Genomic DNA, 17,795 nt, shown 5'->3' with positions numbered 1-17,795 from the left:
GCGAAAAGGTTGGCCGATCCATAGGAATCACACAAGGGGGCCCGTACGCCCGGAAACACGAGCGCCACGGGCCTGCCATGCTAACGGCCCATGACGCGCTACCGCTGCCCGGACTGCACGGGCCACTGGCCGGTCGACGCCGCCATCTGGCGCTGTCCGTCCTGCGCGGGCGCCCTCGACCTGGACTTTCCCGCCGCACCGGTCCCCCGCGGGCACCTGGGCGCGCGGGTCGGCTCGCTGTGGCGCTACGCCGAGGCGCTGCCCTTCACGGCGCCCACCTGCTCGCTCGGCGAGGGGCGAACGCCCCTGGTCACGCTGACCCGTACGGTTTCGGCCAAAGTGGAGTTCCTGATGCCCACGCTCTCCTTCAAGGACCGGGGAGCGGTGATGCCGGCCGAACTCGCGCGGCGCCTCGGCGCCCGCCGCGTCCTCGCCGACAGCAGCGGGAACGCGGGATGCGCGATCTCCGCCTACTGCGCCCGGGCCGGACTCGACTGCACGGTGATGGTCCCGGAGGGCACCTCACCGAAGAAGACCGGGCAGATCCTGGCGCACGGGGCCCGGCTGGAGGTGGTGCCCGGCGACCGCGAGGCCACCGCCGAGGCCGCCCGGACGGCCGCCGGCCGGCCAGGCGTCTTCTACGCGAGCCACGTATACAACCCGTACTTCCTGCACGGCACCAAGACCTATGTGTACGAGCTCTGGGAGGACCTGGGCGGCACCCTGCCGGAGACGCTCGTCCTCCCCGTGGGCAACGGCACCCTGCTGCTCGGCGCCTCCCTCGCGATCGGGGAGCTGCGCGCCCACGGGCTGATCGGCACCGCACCGGCCCTGGTGGGCGTGCAGGCGGAGGCGGTCGCCCCGCTGGCCGCCGCCCACCGGGCGGGAGCGGAGGACCTGATCGCACCCCGCGGTGCGGCCGGTGACGGGGCGAAGGCCGCCGCGGGCGCCCCCGCCGCCCCCGCGACCGTCGCCGAGGGCATCGCCGTCGCCGCGCCGCCGCGGGCCCGTCAGATCCTCCGCGCGGTACGGGAGTCGGGGGGCCGGATCCTGACCGTCCCGGAGGACGCCGTCCTCGCCGCCCGGCGCGACCTCGCCCGCCGCGGGCTGTTCGTGGAGCCCACCGCCGCGGTCTGCTGGGCCGCCGCGGGCGCCTGGACGGACCGCACGGCGGTGGTGCCGCTGTGCGGGGCGGGCGCGAAGTCCGGCCCGGCCCGCTGAGCCGCTCCCGCGGCGAGGGGGCCGTGCGGGGGTCCCGGGCCGCGGGTCCCCGTGTCGTGCCGCGGGTCCCGCACGGCCCGTGATACGTGAGGGGGATGCTCAGCGGAGTCCGCAACCGTGTCCTGCCCGCCTCCCAGCGCCGCTCACTGGAAGAGCTGTCGGACGACCTCGACCTGTCGTCCGGGGACACCGGGGCGAAGCGGTCCGCGTTCTGGACCATGCTGACCCTGTCCGCGGTCATCGCCGCCGGAGGGGTGCTCACGGACTCCACCGCGACCGTGATCGGCGCCATGATCATCGCTCCGCTGTCCACCCCGATCATGAGCATCGCCGTCGGGTCGGTGATGAGCCGCCGGACCCGCTCGATCAGGACCGTGCTCGCCTCCTGCCTCCTGGTGATCGCCATCGGGGCCCTGCTGTCCGTCGTGCTGCCGGACAACTACGACCTGCTCTCCAACAGCCAGATCTCCTCCCGCACCTCCCCCGGGCTGATGGACCTGATCGCCGCCCTGGCGACCGGCTTCGCCGGCGCCGTGGCGCTCGCCCGCCGCGATGTGGCCGCCGTCCTGCCCGGGGTGGCCATCGCGATCTCCCTGGTCCCGCCCCTGGTGGTGGCCGGGGTGTGCCTCAGCCACGGCCAGGTGTGGCTGGCGCTCGGCGCGGTGCTGCTGTTCGTGTCCAACCTGTTCGCCCTGATCTTCGGCGGCATCGTGGTCTTCGCGACCCTGGGCTACGGGGCGGAGCCCACCGCAGGCCGGCGCCGGCCCCGGCGCACCGTGTACGTGGCGATGAGCCTGCTGTTCGCCGTGGTCTTCGTACCGCTGGCCGCCAACACCGCGCTCACCCTGCTGATCAACACCTGGACTGCCCGCGCCAAGACCCAGGCCGAGCTGTGGCTCGCGGACGACCCCGGAGCCACGGTCACCCAGGTGAGCGCCGCCTCCAGGACGCTCTACATCCAGGTCCGCACCAAGGACGACCTCCCTCCGGTGGACGGCCTGCTGGAGCGGCTGGAAGGCCAGATCCCCAACGGCATCCCGGTGGTGGTGGAGTCCACCCGCGGCAGGCGGGTCGAGGTCGGGCGGGTGGGCCAGTAACGAGGCCGGCAGCGGGCGGCGCCCCGGCGACGGGCGGGACGCCCGGTGCCGCGGGGCCGGGCGCGCCCGCCCGCGGCGGCCTTCGCGACCGGCCGCCGCGGGCGGGAGGGCACCGGATTCCGGCGGGCGCCGCACCCGGGGGTGCTCAGGCGGGGCGGCCCGGGGAGACGTGGCGCACCGTGTTGGCGAAGGCGACGCCGTGGCTCTTGACGTCGATGGCGATCCGGTCGCCGTCGGCGATGCGGAAGCCCTCGTGGAAGCTCGCCTCGTCGGCGCCCAGGAGGACGTAGTTGACCAGGCCGGGACGGCGCACCGCGGGGAACGAGAACAGGTGCTCCACCATGTCCGGCACCCGGAAGTACAGGGCGTCCGAGCCGCAGTCGAAGCTCCCGCTCCAGGCGGCCGCACCGTCCCGCTCGATGGTGACCCGGCCGGTCACCGAGCGCGGCGGTTCGCCCAGGAACAGCCAGGGGGCCAGCGCGGTGTCGCACAGCTTGCAGTACGGGTTGTAGCCGGGGTCCCTGCGGTGCAGGCCGATGTCGCACAGGTCGTTGCCGAAGGTGTAGCCCGCGTAGTGCGGCCTGCCGTCGGCGTCGTTGACGTAGACGAGGGCCACCTCCGGCTCCTCGATCAGCGCCACCGGCTCGGCGGGGACGTGCAGTGCCTCGCCCGGCATCCGCACCCAGTCGCCGAAGCCCTTGAAGAACCACTTGGGCGGCGTGAAGTCCCCGTCCGCGGGGGCGCTGAGACCGCCCCACTTCTTCTTGTGGGTGCCCATGAACCCGCTCAGCAGCGCATGGCCGGAGGCCGTGGGCAGCAGCGGCGGCAGCGGACGCACCTCCGGGTCCCCGGCGGTGACGGTGACGCTCTCGGCGCCGTCGGTGACCGCGGCGCGCAAGGCGGCCTCCGAGCCGCCGGCGGCGACGACGGCCGCCGCCAGCTGCCCGTCGGCCACCGGGTGGAGGGTCTGCGGCGCACCCGGCTCGGGCAGCCCGAAGCCGACATGGCGCGCACCCCGGTAGATGGCCTCGAAGAGGGTCGGGACAGACATGGAAGGGCCTCCTTGGCCTCGTGGTCAGAACTGGCGGGCGGGGGCGGTGCTGTGGCGGTGCGGGTGGGGCCGTGCGCCGGTGAGGTCGGACAGTGCGTCGCCGACCCACTCGACCGCCTGCCGGATCCAGGGCAGCGCGAGCGGGTCCGGCGCCTGGAGCGCGGCGGTGCGCTGTGCGTCGGAGTCGCCGTACAGGCGGCTGGTGGCGGCCCGGATCCGCAGGAGCTGTCCCTGCTCTCCGAACGCGCCGGCCGGGAGCACCCCTATGCCGTGGCGCTCGCCGAGGAACCGGGCCAGGTCCTCGCCGCCCTCCACACCGTGGGTCCGGGCGAGCCGGTCCCGCAGCGGCTCGAAGTCCGGGTACAGGTAGCAGGTCGCGCGGACCGGCGCGAGGAGCGCCCCGGCCGCGGTGAAGCGGCCGGCGACCGCGCGCGCCACCGCCCCGTGCAGCCGGCGCGCGGCCGCGATGCGTTCGGTGATCTCCGGTGGCTCGCCGAAGGCGTAGGCGGCGGCCGCCTGCACGGGTGCCGGCGGACTCGACCAGATCTGGCTGGCGACGGAGACGAGCCGGGTGTGCAGGGCACGGCCGGTGTCGCTGTCGGGCAGCCGGGCCACTCCGGTGCGCCATCCGCCCACCGCCAGGTTCTTGGTCAGGCCGGTGGTCACGACGGTGCGTTCGGGAGCGTGCCGGGCGGGGGACCCGGCCGGGGCCGGGGTGTCGAAGTGCAGGTCGCCGTAGATCTCGTCGGAGACGATCACCAGGTCGAGCTCGCGGGCCGCCGCGGCCAGGCGCCGCAGCGTGCCGGGCGAGGCGACGGTGCCGGTCGGGTTGTCCGGCACGGTCACCACCACGGTGCGGGGGTCCCGGCCCGCGGCGCGGGCCGCGGTGACCGCCTCGCGCAGCCGCTCCGGATCCGGCACCCCGCCCTCGCCCGGCCGGATCGGCACCGGCAGCGGGCGCGCCCCCGCGAGCCGGGCGTGCGCCGCGTAGCTCACCCAGCTCGGCACGGGCACGACCACGTCGCCGCCGAGGGCGAGCAGCAGGGCGAACAGCAGCGGCTTGCTGCCGGGCCCGGCCACGACGAGCCCCGGGTCGACGGCCAGGCCCCGCCGCGCCCAGTAGCCGGCGGCGGCGGTGCGCAGGGCCTCGCTGCCGGGCACGGGGCCGTACGCGTTCTCGTCCGCCGCGGCGGCGAGCCGGTCCCGCAGGGCGGGAAGCACGGGCAGGCCGATCTCCCCGCTCGCCATCGGCAGGACGCGCTCCCCCGCCCGGCGCCTGCGGGCGAGGGCTTCGTCGGCGGCGAGGGTCGCCGACATGGGGACCGCTGTGTACTCGGGCATGTCCAGCTCCAGGGTGAAGGGCTCGGGGCCGTCAGCCGGCCGTCGGGGCGTACCGCTGCCGCAGCTCCGCCTTGCGGACCTTGCCGGTCAGCGTCTTGGGCAGGGCGGGCAGCAGCTCCACCCGGTCCGGCAGGAAGCCGGAGTCGTGCCCCGACTCCCGGAGGTGGGAGCGGACCTCCTCGAGCGAGGGCCCCTCGGCTCCGTGCGGCACGACCACGGCGCAGATCTCCGTCCCGCCGCGGTCCGCCCCGGACGGCAGCCCCACCAGGGCCGCCTCGACGGCCTTCGGGTGGCTGCCGATGACGGCCTCCAGCTCCGTCATGGGGGCCACCCGTCCGTCCCGGACGATCGCGTCGCGGGCGCGGCCGACGATCCGGATGCCGCCGCTGCCGTCGTCCCGCGCGAGGTCCCCGGTGTCGAACCAGCCGTCCGCGCCGAACTCCGCCGCGAACGCCTCCTCCCGCCGGTAGTAGCCGAGGGCCAGCGAGGCGCCGCGCACCCTGAGCCGGCCGACGGGGCTGCCCGTGGCGTCGGTTCCCGTGGGGTCGATGCGGGTCTGCATGGCGTCGATGGCGCGCCCGTTGCTCTCCGCCGCCCGGAGTTCGGGATCCTCGGGGCGGGTCATGGTCACCGGTCCGTTCTCGGACATGCCCCACAGGGAGTAGGTGCGCGCGCCGAGCGTTTCGTGGACCTCGTCGGCCAGCGCCTTCAGGACCGGTGCGGAGCCGATGACCACGTGGCGCAGCGTGCTCGTGTCCCGGCGGGCGGACCGCTGCGAGGCGGCCACGTCCGCGAGGGTGGCGGGCGGGCCGTACAGGAGCGTGGCGCCGTAGCGCTCCACGAGGTCCAGGAGCGCATCGTTCCTGCGCACGTCCTGGAAGGCCACGGTGCCGCCGAGCATGACGCCGGCGAGCACGCCCTGGGCGAAGCCCGAGTAGTGCACGAGCGGCGTGGACACGGCGGCGACCCAGTCGTCGCCGAGGCCGAAGGCGCCGGCATAGCCGCGCACGGCCGAGTGGACCGTGTTCTGGCTGTGCAGCACGCCCTTGGACTCCCCGGTGGTGCCGGAGGTGAACAGGACCACGAAGGGCTCGTCCGCCGTCAGCGCCGGGCCCTGCGGCCCGGGGTCCCCGTGCGCCTCGCGCTCCTCGGCCGCGACGTGGTCGTGGAAGGAGAGCGCCCCCTCGGGCACCGGCCCGTCCACGACCAGCACATGGTTGAGCGAGGGCAGTTCGCCCCGGAGCCCGGTGACGATCCGCGCCAGGGGTGTGCCCGCCCACCGGGGGAGCGTGACGCACACCCGGGCCCCGGTGAGGCCGAGCCGGTGGCGCAGCTCGCTCTCCGGGCAGATCGGGGAGATCGGGCAGATGACGGCGCCGATGCGCATGCAGGCGAACATCAGCGGGACCATCTCCCACCGGTTGGGCAGCTGCACGGCGACGACGTCGCCGCGGCGGACCCCGAGTCCGCCCAGGGCCAGGGCGAAGCGCTCCGTCAGCCGGGCGAGTTCGGCGTAGGTGAGGGTGTCGGTGCGCGACTCGGCGACCCGGCGTCCCGCGACGGCGAGCTTGTGCGGGCGCTCCCGTGCCTGGCGGGAGAGGTCGTCGAGGAAGGTCTCCTCGCGCCACCAGCCGCGGCGCCGGTACTCCGCCGCCCGTTCCTCGGCGGACGCGGTGGCCGCCGCGGCGTGCACAGCCGCGGAGGATCCGCCGGCCCGGCTCATCGCAGGCCCTCGCGGCGGTCCTTGCGGCGGGCGTCCAGCAGCTCGGGCAGCGGGTTGCCCGCACGCGCGGCGGCGATCTGGAGGAGGTCCCGGGTGTTGTGTCGCACCCGGTCGGCGACCCAGTCGAAGACCCAGGCCTTGCGGGCCTCCGCCGCCAGGTCGAAGGGGACGACCCGGGTGACGGCCAGGGCGGCCGACGCCGCGCCGCCGATGTTGGCGATCACGCCGGGGACCAGGGTGGAGCCCGAGGCCGCGATCTTCTCCTTGGCCTCGTCGCTGGAGGCGAGGTTGGCGCCCTCGACGACCAGCCGGGCGCGCAGCCGGTGCGTGTTCTCCGCGGTGAGCGCGTACTTCTGCGCCGCGAGGACCAGCAGGTCGGCGTCGACGTCCAGCCAGGCGTCCGGCTCGCGGGACTCCGTGACGCCCTCCGGCAGCCGGGAGCGGTCGATCTGCCCGAACTGGTCCGTGACGGCCACCAGGTCGGCCACGGGCAGCCGGTCCGCGGTGAGGGTGCCGTGCACGTCGGCGACGCCGACGACGCGGTGGCCGCGGTCCTCCAGGTAGCGGGCGACGGCCCTTCCCACCGCTCCGAAGCCCTGCACCACGACGCGCGCCGGACGGGTGCCGCCGCTTGCCTCCAGGGCGGTGACGGCGGCCACTCCGACCCCGTGCCCGGTGCAGTCGATCAGGGGCTCGTAGTACGTCCGCCAGTCGATGGGCATGTCCGGGGCGCCCAGCCGGTAGCGCGGGTCGTAGCCGGCCTCGGCGAAGAAGACGGCGCGGTCGGCCGGGGTGACCCCCATGTCGATGCCGAGGTGGATGCCGCCGTGCAGCAGCGGCTTGACGGTGCGGCCGAAGGTGCGGAAGGTCGTCTCCCGGTCGGTGCCGTCGGAGGCGATGCCGGCCTTGGCCCCTCCGATGCGCAGCCCCGCGAGGGTGAACTTGTCGGTCATGTCGCGGGCGAGTCCGGCGACCTCCTCCTCGGTGACGCCGGGGGTCATCCGGGTGCCGCCCATCGCGAGGCCGTCGACCAGGGTGTCGACGACCACCCAGCCCTTGAGGCTGCCGCCGCTGCCGTTCAGGTGCACGGTGAACGCGGGTTCCTGCGTACTGTCCTCGGCGCTCATTGCGGGTCCTTCCGTGAGTGGGGTGGGTTCGGGGGGAGGGGGGTGCGCGCGCCCCGGGCGGGAGGCGGCGTCACCGGTAGAGCCGGGCGAAGCCGCGCAGGATCTCGAGGCCGTCGCTGCGGAACTCCAGATGGGCCTGGGAGCCGTGGATCCGGCCGTCGTCGGAGCGGAGGAACTCCACGGGTGCGTGCGCGGAGCGGCCGATGGAGCGGAAGCCCTCGGGAGCCTCGCGGAGGTAGAGGGTGTGCCGGTGGAAGACGGTCACCGTCGGCTTGACGTAGGTGAACAGCGGCTCCTCCGTGTCCACCTGCGCCTCGTGGCCGCCGACGCGCTGCGGGCCCTCCTCCAGCCGCCCGCCGGCCGCCACCGCCAGCAGCTGCATGCCGCCGCAGATCCCGAGCACCGGCACCCCGGCGCCCATCACGAGGTCGGTCAGCGGCCGGTAGAAGGCGGTGTCGTGGGCGCGCACCTTGGTGCCGCTCAGGACGACGGCCTGGTAGCGGCCGTCGAGGCGGGCGGGCACGGAGGCCACGTCGACCGCTTCGGTCACCGAGCCCAGCTGCTCCAGCCGGGCGCGGAGTTGTTTCAGGGACAGCGTGCCGTTGTTGACGACGAGCACTCGGGGCTGCGTCATGCTCGGTACTCCTCAGTTGCGGGTGATGGCGGTGCCGGTGCTCCCGGCGAGCAGTTCGGTGACGGGCGCGCTGCCGATGACGACGCGGCCCACTCCGGCGTCCAGTGCCTCGCCGGCGGCACGCAGCTTCTTGCGCATCCCGCCGGTGGCCTTCCTGTCCCGGAACTCGGCGGCGGCCCGGGCGGTGATCCGGGGCACCGGTTCGCCGTCGACGAGCAGATGGGCGACGTCGGTGACGAGGACCAGGCCCCCGGCGCCGAGGGCACCGGCGACGGCGGCGGCCGCCCGGTCGCCGTCGGTGTTCACCTCCCGGCCGGCGCCGTTGCGGGCCAGGGGGGTGACCAGGCAGCTGCGGCCCGGTGCCAGGTTCTTCAGCAGCGAGGGGTCCACCCCCGTGATCGGGCCGACCAGGTTGTCCAGTTCGACCAGTTCGCGGTCCTTCCACCACCAGCGTTCGCCCTCGCCCGCGGTGACCAGCCCGTCGCTGCCGAGGATCCGCTCCGCCGCGAGGCCCCGCCGCTCCAGGCGGCGGAGGATCTCCTCGCCCAGGCGGGCGCTGACGGTGCGGATGTCCGCGAGGACCTCGGGCGTGGTCCACCTGCTCTGGTTGCCGTACCGGTCCCGCAGGATCGCCGAGCCGTCGCGGTAGCGGGGCCTGAGCGCCTTCAGCGGCCGGGACCAGCCGTGCACGAGGACCACGGGGTGCTCCCGCGCGTGCCGGGCCAGGTCGTCCCACCAGGCTTCGGCGAGGGTCTCCAGGCAGCTGCCGCCGAGCTTGACCACGGTCGGCGCCGGTCCGGGCCTCGCACCGTCCGTCCCGGCGCCACCGTTCATGCCGACGTCGCCGTTCATGCCGGCGCCACCGTCCGTGCCGGCGTCACCGTTCATGCCGGCGTCACCGTTCATGCCGGCATCACGGGCAGCATCGACAGGCCCGCCTCCTCCGGCAGCGCGAACCGCCTGTTCACCGCCTGCACGGCCTGGCCCGCGGCGCCCTTGACCAGGTTGTCCAGGGCGGCGAGGACGACGATGCGGCCGCCCTCCTCGTCGTGCATCACCGTCACGTCGCAGTAGTTGGAGCCCAGGACGGCCTGCGGGTCGGGCACCGGGACCAGGGTCTCGGTGTGCCGCCGCACCCGCACGAACCGGTGCTCCTTGTAGAAGCGCAGGTACGCCCGCTGGAGTTCGCGCTGGTCCACGGGCTCGTCGAGGAACACGTACGAGCTGGTGAGCAGTCCGCGCACCTGGGGGACGCCGTAGGCCGACATGGACAGCCTGCCGATGCTGCCCCGCCCGCCGCGGCCGAGGAAGTCGCCGACCTCGGCGGCGTGCCGGTGCCCCACCGGGGCGTACGGGGCGATGGCACCGGCGCGCAGCGGGTGCAGGTCCGCGGTGCGCAGCTGCAGCCCGCCGCCGCTGGAGCCGCTCTTGCCGTCCACCACCACGTTGCCGAGGTCCAGACCGAGGCCGAGGGTGAGGGGGGCCAGGCCCAGGGTGATCGCCGTGGCGTAGCAGCCGGGCAGGGAGATCAGCGCGGCGTCCGCCATCCGGTCGCCGACCAGCTCGGGCACGCCGTAGACGAAGCGGTCCGCCAGGTCGGTGCGCCGTGCGACCTTGGGGTACCACCGGTCGTGCAGCTCCGGTGTCCGGATGCGGAACGCGCCGCTGAGGTCGACCACGGCCGGGATCCGGTCCGCGAGCAGCCCGGCCAGTTCCGCCGACACCGGGGCCGGGGTCGCCAGCAGCAGGACGTCGACGCGGTCGGCGACGTCCTCGGTGACCGGTTCCACGGTCAGGCCGAGTTCGAGCCGCAGGCCCGGGTGCAGTTCGGCCGGGCGCCTGCCGATGTTGGAGGAGCCGCCGAGGAAGGCCAGCTCCAGGTCGGGGTGCTGGGTGACCAGCCTGATGAGTTCGCCGCCGGCGAGGCCCGAGGCGCCGACGACTCCGACACGGATCACGTGAGTATCTCCTGCAGATGGCGGGCGACGGCCCGCGGGATGTCCGCCCCGGTGGACTGGGTGACGGCCCTGAACGCCGGGGCGTGGTTGACCTCGTTGACGACGTATCCGTCGGCGGTCCGGAACAGGTCGATGCCGTAGATGCCCGGACCGAGGGCGCCCAGCACCCCGTCGACGATCTTGCCGATGTCCGGGTCGTGGTCCAGCGCACGGCTCTGGTTGCCGAGGGCCGCGTTGCTGCGCCAGTCCTCGCCCGCGCTCGCGAACTCGGCGGCGGCGACCAGTTCCCGGCCGACCACGAGGCAGCGGACCGAGGTGCCGCCGTCCAGGTAGGGCTCCAGCAGGCACGCCTGCTCGAAGGCGTGCCCGAGGTCCTCGACGTAGTCGTAGACGGACTGGGCGGTGTCGGCGTGCCGGATCAGGGTGACGCGCTTGCCCATGCCGCCGAAGACCGGCTTCAGCACGACCGGTGGTTCCAGTTCGCCGAGAGCCGCGGTGAAGTCCTTGCGGGAGAGCACGAGCCGGAAGTCCGGCACGGGGACCCCCGCGGCGTGCAGCACGCTGCGCAGGACCGCCTTGTTCTCGCAGGCGTTGATGGCCCCCGCGCTGTTGAGGACGGGGACTCCGGCCGCTTCGGCGAGGGTGGCGACCAGGCCGCCGCGGGTGTAGCTGCGGCTGCGCACGAGGAGTGCCTGGTAGCCGGTCACCGCGGGGGCCTCGGGGTGGCCGAGGCACAGGGACTCGTCGTTGACCCAGTCGATGCGCAGGCCGTGCTCCGGGGCGGTCTCGATCAGCCGGCGTTCCTCCCAGCCGATGCGGTCCGCGACGATCGCTACGTGCGGGGCCATCTCACTGGCCCCAGTCGCGGAGCTGGACCTCGACCATCTGGAGGGTGAGGCTGCCGTCCCGGACGTCCTCGACGCGCAGCGTCAGCATGCACTCGGGGCAGGAGAGCGTCTCCCCCCGGACGATCGGGGGCACGGTCAGGTCGGTCTCGCACTCGGGGCAGATGCCGCTCAGGGTGGCGGTGGTCATGGGGTGACTCCGTAGGTCGTGGTGGTGGTGCGGGAGGGCGGGGGGAGTTGGAGGCGGCCGGCCGGCGGGCGCCGGATCAGGCGGCCTGGAAGTCGATGGCGGCCTTGCGGACGGCGTCGCGGTCGAGGAGCGGTGCGCCGTCCCGTTCCTGGCGCTCGACGAGCCACGGCGTGAAGGCGTCGACGTCGACCTCGGCGCCCGAGCCGTCGAGGGCCCACCGGAGGAGCGCCGGCGTGAGGCGGGTGCGCACCCGCAGTTCCCGTGCGTTGCCGAGGAGTTCGGCGGGCAGCGTCTCGTACGCCTCCGGGTGGGTCAGCTGGCCCGGCAGTTCGTAGGCGAAGGCGTGCGCGGTGGTCGGCCCGGGCTGGAAGGCCTCGCCGAGGCCGGCACCCCGGAGCGCGGTCCGGGACAGCTCGGTGAGATGGGTCAGGTCGAAGCGGGTGTCGCCGTGGACCACGCGCAGCGAGGTGAGGAGCTCCGCCAGCGGGGCGTTCCCGCCGCGCTCGCCGATGCCGCCGACGGTCGCCGAGATCCACCGGGCACCGGCCCGCACGGCGGCGAGGGAGTTGGCCACCGCCATGCCGAGCATGTTGTGGGAGTGGATCTCGATCTCGGAGCCGTCGATCTCGGTGAGGTCGGCGATCACCTCCTCCATCTGCCACGGCGAGAGGCAGGCGACGGTCTCCGCGAGGCGGAAGCGGTCGGCCCCGGCCTCGAAGCCCGCGGTGACATAGGGCACGAGCCGCTCGCGGGGGGTGCGGGCGCCGTCCTCGCCGCTGAAGGTGACGTGGAAGCCCCGCTCCTTGGCCTGGGAGATCGCCGAGCAGGCGGTGGTGTGCAGGAACTTGGCGCTCGGCGATCCCAGCTTGAGCTTGGCGTGCTGCTCGGAGGTGGGGATGGAGTACATGATGTGGCGTACGCCGAGCCGCTCCGCCTCGTCCAGGGCCTTCGCGACCTGGCGGCGGTCCCGCACGACCAGGAGCGTCATGCTCCGTTCCGGGGTGACGGCCTCGTGGGTGGCCAGTACGAGGTCGGCGTCCTTGGAGTCCGGGCCGGAGACCATGCCCACCTCGACCAGGGAGACGCCGGTCCTCACCAGCAGCTCCGCGATGCGTGCGGCGTCCCGCGGGCCGAACTCGACGCCCGCCATGTGCGCGGAGTCCCTCAGCGTCGCATCGGAAATACGAGGAGGGCTCGCCTTCCCCTTCGGTCCTTCCGGATTTTTCATGGCCTTCACTCCTTCTTTCTGGATCTGGTCGGTGAGCCGAAATCGAAGGACTCGGCGGCTTCGGGCTCCAACCTCCCCCGAAAAGGCCGGGCAGAACAAGGAGTTGCATGTCAGGTCTCCGTCCGGAACTGTCAGGGAATGTCAAGAGGGACAAGTGCCGCAAGGCCCGTGTCCGACGCCCGTCAATTCCGCTGACATGCCGTCCCCACTTCACGGGGAGAGGCTTAGTGTGCCGATATGGAACTGTTCTCACTGCCCAGAATCGGCATCGTCGTACCTCCGGAGAACCCGACTGCGGAACCCGAGTTCAACCGGTTGCTCGACGGGCGCCTGAACGTATTCACCTCCCGTTTCCCGGTGACGCCGGACATGGGGCTGAGGGAAATGCTGGAGACGTACAACCGTGTGCTCCCCGAGACCCTCGGCGCCTTCGGGCGCATGCGCCTGGACGCCGCCGTCGTGGCCTGCAGCGCCTCGCACTACCTGCTGGCGCCCGAGGGGGACCGCGCGCTGTGCGAGGAGCTGTCGGCGCGTGCGGGCCACCCCGTGCAGTCGTCGACCCAGGCGACGCTGGCCGCCTGCGAGGCGCTGGGCGTGACCCGTCTGACCCTCGTCTCGCCCTACCAGCCGTGGCTCACCGAGACCTCCCGCGACTTCTGGGAGCGGGCCGGCCTCCGGGTCGACGCGGTGGTCCGCGTCCCGGCGGCGCGCGACGCGGACGGCGGTGAGGTCCACGACCCCTACCGGGTGACCGCGGAGGCGATACGCGACCGCCTGCGCGGCCGGCGGCTCGCCGACGGCAGCGCGGTGCTGTTCACCGGTACGGGGATGGGCACGCTCACCGTCCTCGGCGAGCTCGCCGAGCAGGACGCCTCCCGCGTCCTGCTCTCCTCGAACCTGGCGTCCGCGTGGTGGGCCCGCCGCCTGGCCGGGGACCGCTCCGAGGCCGCGCACCCGCTGGTGCGCCGTCTGGACGCCCGGGCACGCTGACCCGGGGCGCGGCCCCGGACGGCGCCCCGTGGGGGCGCGGTCCGGGGCCGCGCTCGCGTGCGGCCGTTCAGCCGGCGGACACCTCCGGCACCCGCCAGGCGTGGCCCATGCGGTAGCCGACCCCCCGGACCGTGAGGATCCACCCGCCGGCTCCGAGCTTCGCCCGGAGACTGCTCACATGGGTGTCCAGGGTGCGGCTCGTCTGCGACCAGGTCGTCCCCCACACCTTGGCCATGAGCGTCCTCCTGGACACCACCGTCTCGGGGCTGGCGGCGAGTGTGTAGAGGAGTTCGAACTCCTTCGACGTGACCTCGATGACCTTCTCGCGCAGGCGCACCTCCCGGGTGCGCGGATCGATGGAGAGCGGGGGGAGGGAGATGCTCCGGGGCAGCGGCGTGCCGCGGCGGGAGCGGCGCAGGACGGCCTCGATGCGCGCCCCCAGCTCCCGGTGGCCCCAGGACCTCGCCACGCAGTCGTCGGCTCCCGCCTTGAGGGCGAGGACCCGCTCCAGTTCGTCGTCGAGGCGGGTGAAGGCGATCACGGGAACGTCGCTCTCCTCCCGCAGGGACTTGCAGACGTCCAGTCCGTCGATGTCGGGCAGTTCCAGGGAGAGCAGGACGAGGTCGGCGTCGCGGTACGTGCGCAGGGCGTGTGCCCCCGTGTCGACGCTTCGTACGAGATATCCCTGCCGGCGCAGGTCGCGCATCATGGATTCGGCGGCGGAGGGTTCACGCTCCACCACGAGTACGTTTCTCACGTGCCCAGGACCTCTCTCGACGTCGCGTCAGCTCGCGGCTCTGGCCGGATGCGCCGGTACCGGCGCCGGAACCTGTGTGAGGGGGCCGGCGGCGGCGTGGAGGTGCTGGTACGCGTATGCGGCCGAGGCCATGGTCATGTGGTGGTGCCAGCCGGGGAAGGAGCGGCCGGCGAAGTCGAGTACGCCGAACTGCTCCCGCAGCGTGGCGACGGCCGAGCGGACGGCGACGCGGCTGCGCACCAGGGCGACGGTCTCGTCCACGCTCCGGTCCGTCAGGCTGCTGACCCAGTAGCGGGCCGGATGCCGGCCGGTCGGGTCGCGCACCTCCAGGATCCGGTAGCGGTTCGCGCCACCGCCGCGGAAGCCGCCGGGACGGGGCAGGGCGACGGTCCCGGCGTACGCCCGGATCGGCGCGGTCCTGGCGCGGCAGGCCGGTGCCTGGGCGGCCGTCAGGTGCGCGTCGCGGGCGTACCTCGTCTCCATCAGGCGGCCCACCGTGGTCACGGCCTGGGGACGGCGCCCGGCGAGCACGACCTGGCCGGGCTCCACCTCGCACACGACGTCCAGCCTCAGCCCGGCGAACCCCGCCAGCACCCGGCCGGCGCTGGTGCACGGGGTGAGGTCCAGCACCCAGGGGACGGGGGGCAGCCGCGGCCGGGCGGCGATGTCGGCCGCGTAGTCGAGGACATGGGCCCCCAGGGGGCGCGCGGTCTCCGCGTCCGGTATCCGGGCCCGGAGCCTGCGCTCCGGGTCCTGGATCCAGGACTCGTCGAGCACCAGCCTCCAGTCCACCGGGTAGCAGTGCGCCTGGGTGACGAGAAAAAGGCCCACGGCCCGCTGGCAGTTGACGGTCCGGCCGCTCTGCGCGTCCAGGCAGCGGTGCACGCCGACCGAATGCTCCCCGCGTTTCGGAATGACGAGTTCGGTGACCGTCCAGGCATGGGGCGGAGTACGTCCCGCAACCCACAGGGCGAGCCTGCGGCGCACCGGTTCCCAATCCCAGGGGCTCGCGTTGATGAACTGGTGTAATCCGTGGGCCGCCGCCGGGGGGAGCGGGTTGGAGCGCGCTATGCGGCGCGGCGTCTTTCTTCCCGAGGCCTGGATCAGGCCCAGCAGGTAGGCGCGCGCCCAGCGCCGCTGCTCCGCGCGGTGGAGTGGCCCGAAGACGTCCTCCAGGAACGCCTGTCTGCACGCGACTTCGTCCTCCGCGGCTGCACACGTCTCGCTTGGCGACATGGAAAGCTGCGCCCCCCTCATACTTGTGCCGTCCGCACTCGATGGCGGTGTGGACATTCCGTATGAGGAACAAAAATACCTTCTCGAAGGAAAATTTCACGGTCAGGGCGACGACTTCAGGAGTTGCCGCTCTGACCTGCGGTGATGCGATCCCGGACGGGGCGCACCGCAGACGCCCCGACGGCAGGGCGAGCCGCCGAAGGCCAGGGGGAGTGGAATGCCTTCGGCGGCCGTACGGGAGCCCCGCAGCGAGGAGGTCCGGGGGCGGACCCCGGGGGCCGGGAGCCCGGCGCGGGACCGGCGGCGGACCCGCGGCGCCCGTCGCGCCGGGCCATGGATCCGCCGCCGGCCGTGCTACGCCCCGGGCCGCTTGGCGGGGAAGCCGTGGTTGCGGGCTGCCGCCACCACCGCGAGCACCGGCACCATCAGCACCAGCACGGCCCAGGGGAAGGCCTCGCTGCCGACCGTGTCGAGCAGCACGCCGCCGATGACGCCGCCGCCCGCCATGGCGACGTTCCACAGGGTCACCAGCATCGCCTGCGCCGCGTCCGCCGCCTCACCGCCCGCGTCCCCGGCCGCGGTCTGGAGCAGTGTGGGAACGCCGCCCCAGCCCAGGCCCCACAGCGCGGACGCGAGGTACACCAGCGCCGTGTTGTCGGCGAGCACGCCGAGCAGTGCCGCGGCCACGGCGACCAGCAGGGCGCTGGTGATCGTCAGGGAGCGCAGCCTGCGGTGGATCTGCGCTCCCACGATCCAGATGCTCAGCAGCGAGGCGCCGCCGAAGACGAGGAGCACCAGGTCGGTGTCCCCGCCCATCCCCAGGTCGTCGAGGAAGGTGGCGATGTACGCGTACAGGATGGTGTGCGCCAGGACGAACACGAGGACCACGAACAGCACCGGCGTGACACCCGGGACACGCAGCGCGTAGAGCATCCTCGGCCGCTCGCCGCGTTCCTGCCCGGGGAAGTCCGGTACCGCCACGAAGATCCACAGCAGCAGCAGCACCGTCAGCGCCGTCATCGTCAGGAACGCCGTGCGCCAGCCGAGCAGGCTGCCGAGGAAGGTGCCGGCGGGCACACCGAGGGAGAGCGCCACCGGGATGCCCGCCATGGCGATGGCGATGGCCTTGCCCTGCAGGGGGACGGGTGCCAGGCGCCGCGCGTATCCGACGAGGAGGGCCCAGGCCAGGCCGGCCGCGACACCGGCGACGAACCGGGCCACCATCGTCAGGCTGTAGTCGGAGGACACCGCGGTGACGGTGTTGGCGACGGCGAAGCCCGCCATGGAGGTCAGCAGCAGCCGCTTGCGCGACCAGCCCGCCGTGGCCGCGCTCAGCGGGATCGCCGTCAGGACGGTGCCGATGGCGTAGATCGTGACCGTCTGGCCCGCGGCGGACTCGCTCACCTGCAGGCCGTCGCTCATCGCGGGGAGCAGACCGGCGGGAAGGGTCTCGGTGAGGCTGGTGATGAAGACGGCGGTGGACAGCGCCAGGAGGGCGAAGAGCGGGAGTTTCTGCTGCTCCGCATGTCCGTCCCGGGCGCGGGTGGCCGCCTCCGGGACGGCGGCGTCGGGTGAGGTGCTCATAGGAGTGCTCCGGATCGTCGGGGGACGTGATGCGCGTGCTCGTACGGGTGCCGGGCCGGGCGGCGGCCCGGTGCCCGCGGCCGGGGGTCCGCGGTGCGGTGCCGCCGCCACCGGCCGGTCACGGCGGGCCCAGACCGCCGTCGACGGGGAGGCGGGCACCCGTGGTGAAGGTCGCCTCCTCCGCCAGGAACAGGGCGGCCCGGGCCACCTCCTCGGCCGAGCCGAGGCGGCCGAGCGGAGGCAGCGGGGCGGAGCCGCCCGGCGGCGCCTCGATGCAGCCCGGTGCCACCGCGTTGACGCGGACACCGCGCGGGGCGAGTTCGGCGGCCAGCGCCCGGACCGCGGAGGAGGAGGGGGCGGCGGTCGTGAGCACGACCGCGCCGCCGTGTGCGAGGAGGGGCAGCAGCGGACGTGCCGCGCCGACCCCGTCGGCGAAGACGAAGTCCACGCCGTCGGCGACCGCGGAACCCGGCGCACCGGCTGCCACCACCCGCGCGGCCGAGCCCAGTTCGGCGCACGCGTCCGCCCGCTCCCGGGGGGTGCCGGCGGCCAGCACGACCTCCGCACCTCCCTCGACCAGCCGCTTGGCGATCGCCAGGCCGATACCGGTGGCCCGGCCGACGACCACGGCCCTTCTGCCCGCGTATCTGGTCATGCCTGCCGCTCCTTCCCGGGCGTCCTCCGCCGCCGGAAGCGGCGCGGGCCGCCCGGCTGGCACGACTGTGCCGCCCGGCGCTCCGGAAAGTCTCAGGAGCCGCTCACGGACGGCTGACGGCCCGCTGACGGCCCATCACCACGGGCCCCGAACAGGCT

Annotated in this window: 17 protein-coding genes; 3 read left to right on the top strand and 14 right to left on the bottom strand. The window is 74.1% G+C overall.

Annotated elements, in window-relative coordinates; genetic code table 11:
- The first annotated feature begins 90 nt into the window (after positions 1 to 90).
- On the top strand, positions 91 to 1,221 hold the full coding sequence (locus ACGF15_RS26700; protein ID WP_362606953.1) for a pyridoxal-phosphate dependent enzyme: 1,131 nt from the start codon (positions 91 to 93) through the stop codon (positions 1,219 to 1,221).
- Positions 1,222 to 1,316: 95 nt separating this feature from the next.
- Positions 1,317 to 2,318: a TIGR00341 family protein gene (locus ACGF15_RS26695; RefSeq protein ID WP_392802595.1), complete on the top strand. Its 1,002-nt coding sequence runs from the start codon at positions 1,317 to 1,319 to the stop codon at positions 2,316 to 2,318.
- A gap of 145 nt (positions 2,319 to 2,463) precedes the next feature.
- On the opposite strand, the gene ACGF15_RS26690 is transcribed toward ACGF15_RS26695, so the two are convergent.
- The 10 genes from ACGF15_RS26690 to ACGF15_RS26645 all read right to left on the bottom strand — a co-directional run bounded on the left by ACGF15_RS26690 (position 2,464) and on the right by ACGF15_RS26645 (position 12,415).
- Positions 2,464 to 3,369: a fumarylacetoacetate (FAA) hydrolase gene (locus tag ACGF15_RS26690; protein WP_392802592.1), complete on the bottom strand. Its 906-nt coding sequence runs from the start codon at positions 3,367 to 3,369 to the stop codon at positions 2,464 to 2,466.
- Positions 3,370 to 3,393: 24 nt separating this feature from the next.
- Positions 3,394 to 4,710 (bottom strand): pyridoxal phosphate-dependent aminotransferase, encoded by a 1,317-nt coding sequence (locus ACGF15_RS26685; protein ID WP_392802589.1) that lies wholly within the window; start codon positions 4,708 to 4,710, stop codon positions 3,394 to 3,396.
- Positions 4,711 to 4,741: 31 nt separating this feature from the next.
- Positions 4,742 to 6,403 carry an AMP-binding protein gene (locus tag ACGF15_RS26680; protein ID WP_392802586.1) on the bottom strand — a complete coding sequence of 554 codons (1,662 nt, stop codon included), beginning with the start codon at positions 6,401 to 6,403 and terminating at the stop codon, positions 4,742 to 4,744.
- A gap of 26 nt (positions 6,404 to 6,429) precedes the next feature.
- A complete protein-coding gene (locus ACGF15_RS26675) occupies positions 6,430 to 7,560 on the bottom strand; it encodes a Glu/Leu/Phe/Val dehydrogenase dimerization domain-containing protein (protein ID WP_345612691.1) in 1,131 nt (376 codons plus the stop codon).
- A 70-nt stretch (positions 7,561 to 7,630) separates the two neighbouring features.
- On the bottom strand, positions 7,631 to 8,194 hold the full coding sequence (locus ACGF15_RS26670) for a gamma-glutamyl-gamma-aminobutyrate hydrolase family protein (protein WP_345612689.1): 564 nt from the start codon (positions 8,192 to 8,194) through the stop codon (positions 7,631 to 7,633).
- 12 nt (positions 8,195 to 8,206) lie between these two features.
- Positions 8,207 to 9,028, bottom strand: a complete 822-nt coding sequence (locus ACGF15_RS26665) for an acetylglutamate kinase (protein ID WP_392802701.1) — start codon at positions 9,026 to 9,028, stop codon at positions 8,207 to 8,209.
- 68 nt (positions 9,029 to 9,096) lie between these two features.
- Positions 9,097 to 10,152: an N-acetyl-gamma-glutamyl-phosphate reductase gene (gene argC / locus ACGF15_RS26660; RefSeq protein ID WP_362606966.1), complete on the bottom strand. Its 1,056-nt coding sequence runs from the start codon at positions 10,150 to 10,152 to the stop codon at positions 9,097 to 9,099.
- A complete protein-coding gene (locus tag ACGF15_RS26655; protein ID WP_345612683.1) occupies positions 10,149 to 11,000 on the bottom strand; it encodes a RimK family alpha-L-glutamate ligase in 852 nt (283 codons plus the stop codon). Before ACGF15_RS26655 ends, argC begins: the two co-directional genes overlap by 4 nt.
- A 1-nt stretch (position 11,001) precedes the next feature.
- Complete coding sequence (locus ACGF15_RS26650; RefSeq protein ID WP_345612681.1) at positions 11,002 to 11,187, bottom strand: lysine biosynthesis protein LysW; 186 nt, start codon at positions 11,185 to 11,187, stop codon at positions 11,002 to 11,004.
- Positions 11,188 to 11,263: 76 nt separating this feature from the next.
- Positions 11,264 to 12,415 (bottom strand): isopropylmalate synthase, encoded by a 1,152-nt coding sequence (locus tag ACGF15_RS26645; RefSeq protein ID WP_345612680.1) that lies wholly within the window; start codon positions 12,413 to 12,415, stop codon positions 11,264 to 11,266.
- Between the two features lie 237 nt (positions 12,416 to 12,652).
- Between ACGF15_RS26645 and ACGF15_RS26640 the strand changes: the two genes are divergently transcribed.
- The gene (locus ACGF15_RS26640; RefSeq protein ID WP_345612678.1) at positions 12,653 to 13,405 is read left to right on the top strand and encodes an arylmalonate decarboxylase; all 753 of its coding nucleotides are present in this window, start codon (positions 12,653 to 12,655) and stop codon (positions 13,403 to 13,405) included.
- Between the two features lie 67 nt (positions 13,406 to 13,472).
- Here the strand turns inward: ACGF15_RS26640 and ACGF15_RS26635 are convergent, their stop codons facing one another.
- From ACGF15_RS26635 to ACGF15_RS26620, 4 genes are all read right to left on the bottom strand, one after another.
- Positions 13,473 to 14,162: a response regulator transcription factor gene (locus tag ACGF15_RS26635; RefSeq protein ID WP_392802578.1), complete on the bottom strand. Its 690-nt coding sequence runs from the start codon at positions 14,160 to 14,162 to the stop codon at positions 13,473 to 13,475.
- A gap of 27 nt (positions 14,163 to 14,189) precedes the next feature.
- Positions 14,190 to 15,398 carry a transposase gene (locus ACGF15_RS26630; RefSeq protein WP_345612674.1) on the bottom strand — a complete coding sequence of 403 codons (1,209 nt, stop codon included), beginning with the start codon at positions 15,396 to 15,398 and terminating at the stop codon, positions 14,190 to 14,192.
- 354 nt (positions 15,399 to 15,752) lie between these two features.
- A complete protein-coding gene (locus tag ACGF15_RS26625; protein ID WP_345612672.1) occupies positions 15,753 to 16,982 on the bottom strand; it encodes an MFS transporter in 1,230 nt (409 codons plus the stop codon).
- A 118-nt stretch (positions 16,983 to 17,100) separates the two neighbouring features.
- Positions 17,101 to 17,637 (bottom strand): SDR family oxidoreductase, encoded by a 537-nt coding sequence (locus ACGF15_RS26620; RefSeq protein WP_345612670.1) that lies wholly within the window; start codon positions 17,635 to 17,637, stop codon positions 17,101 to 17,103.
- Positions 17,638 to 17,795 lie beyond the last annotated feature (158 nt).

This window comes from Streptomyces sp. NPDC048001 (assembly GCF_043203115.1).
In the GTDB taxonomy this organism is placed as follows: domain Bacteria; phylum Actinomycetota; class Actinomycetes; order Streptomycetales; family Streptomycetaceae; genus Streptomyces; species Streptomyces sanyensis.
The sequence above is the reverse complement of the archived record's forward strand: the minus strand, read 5'-3'. Positions and strand labels throughout refer to the sequence as shown.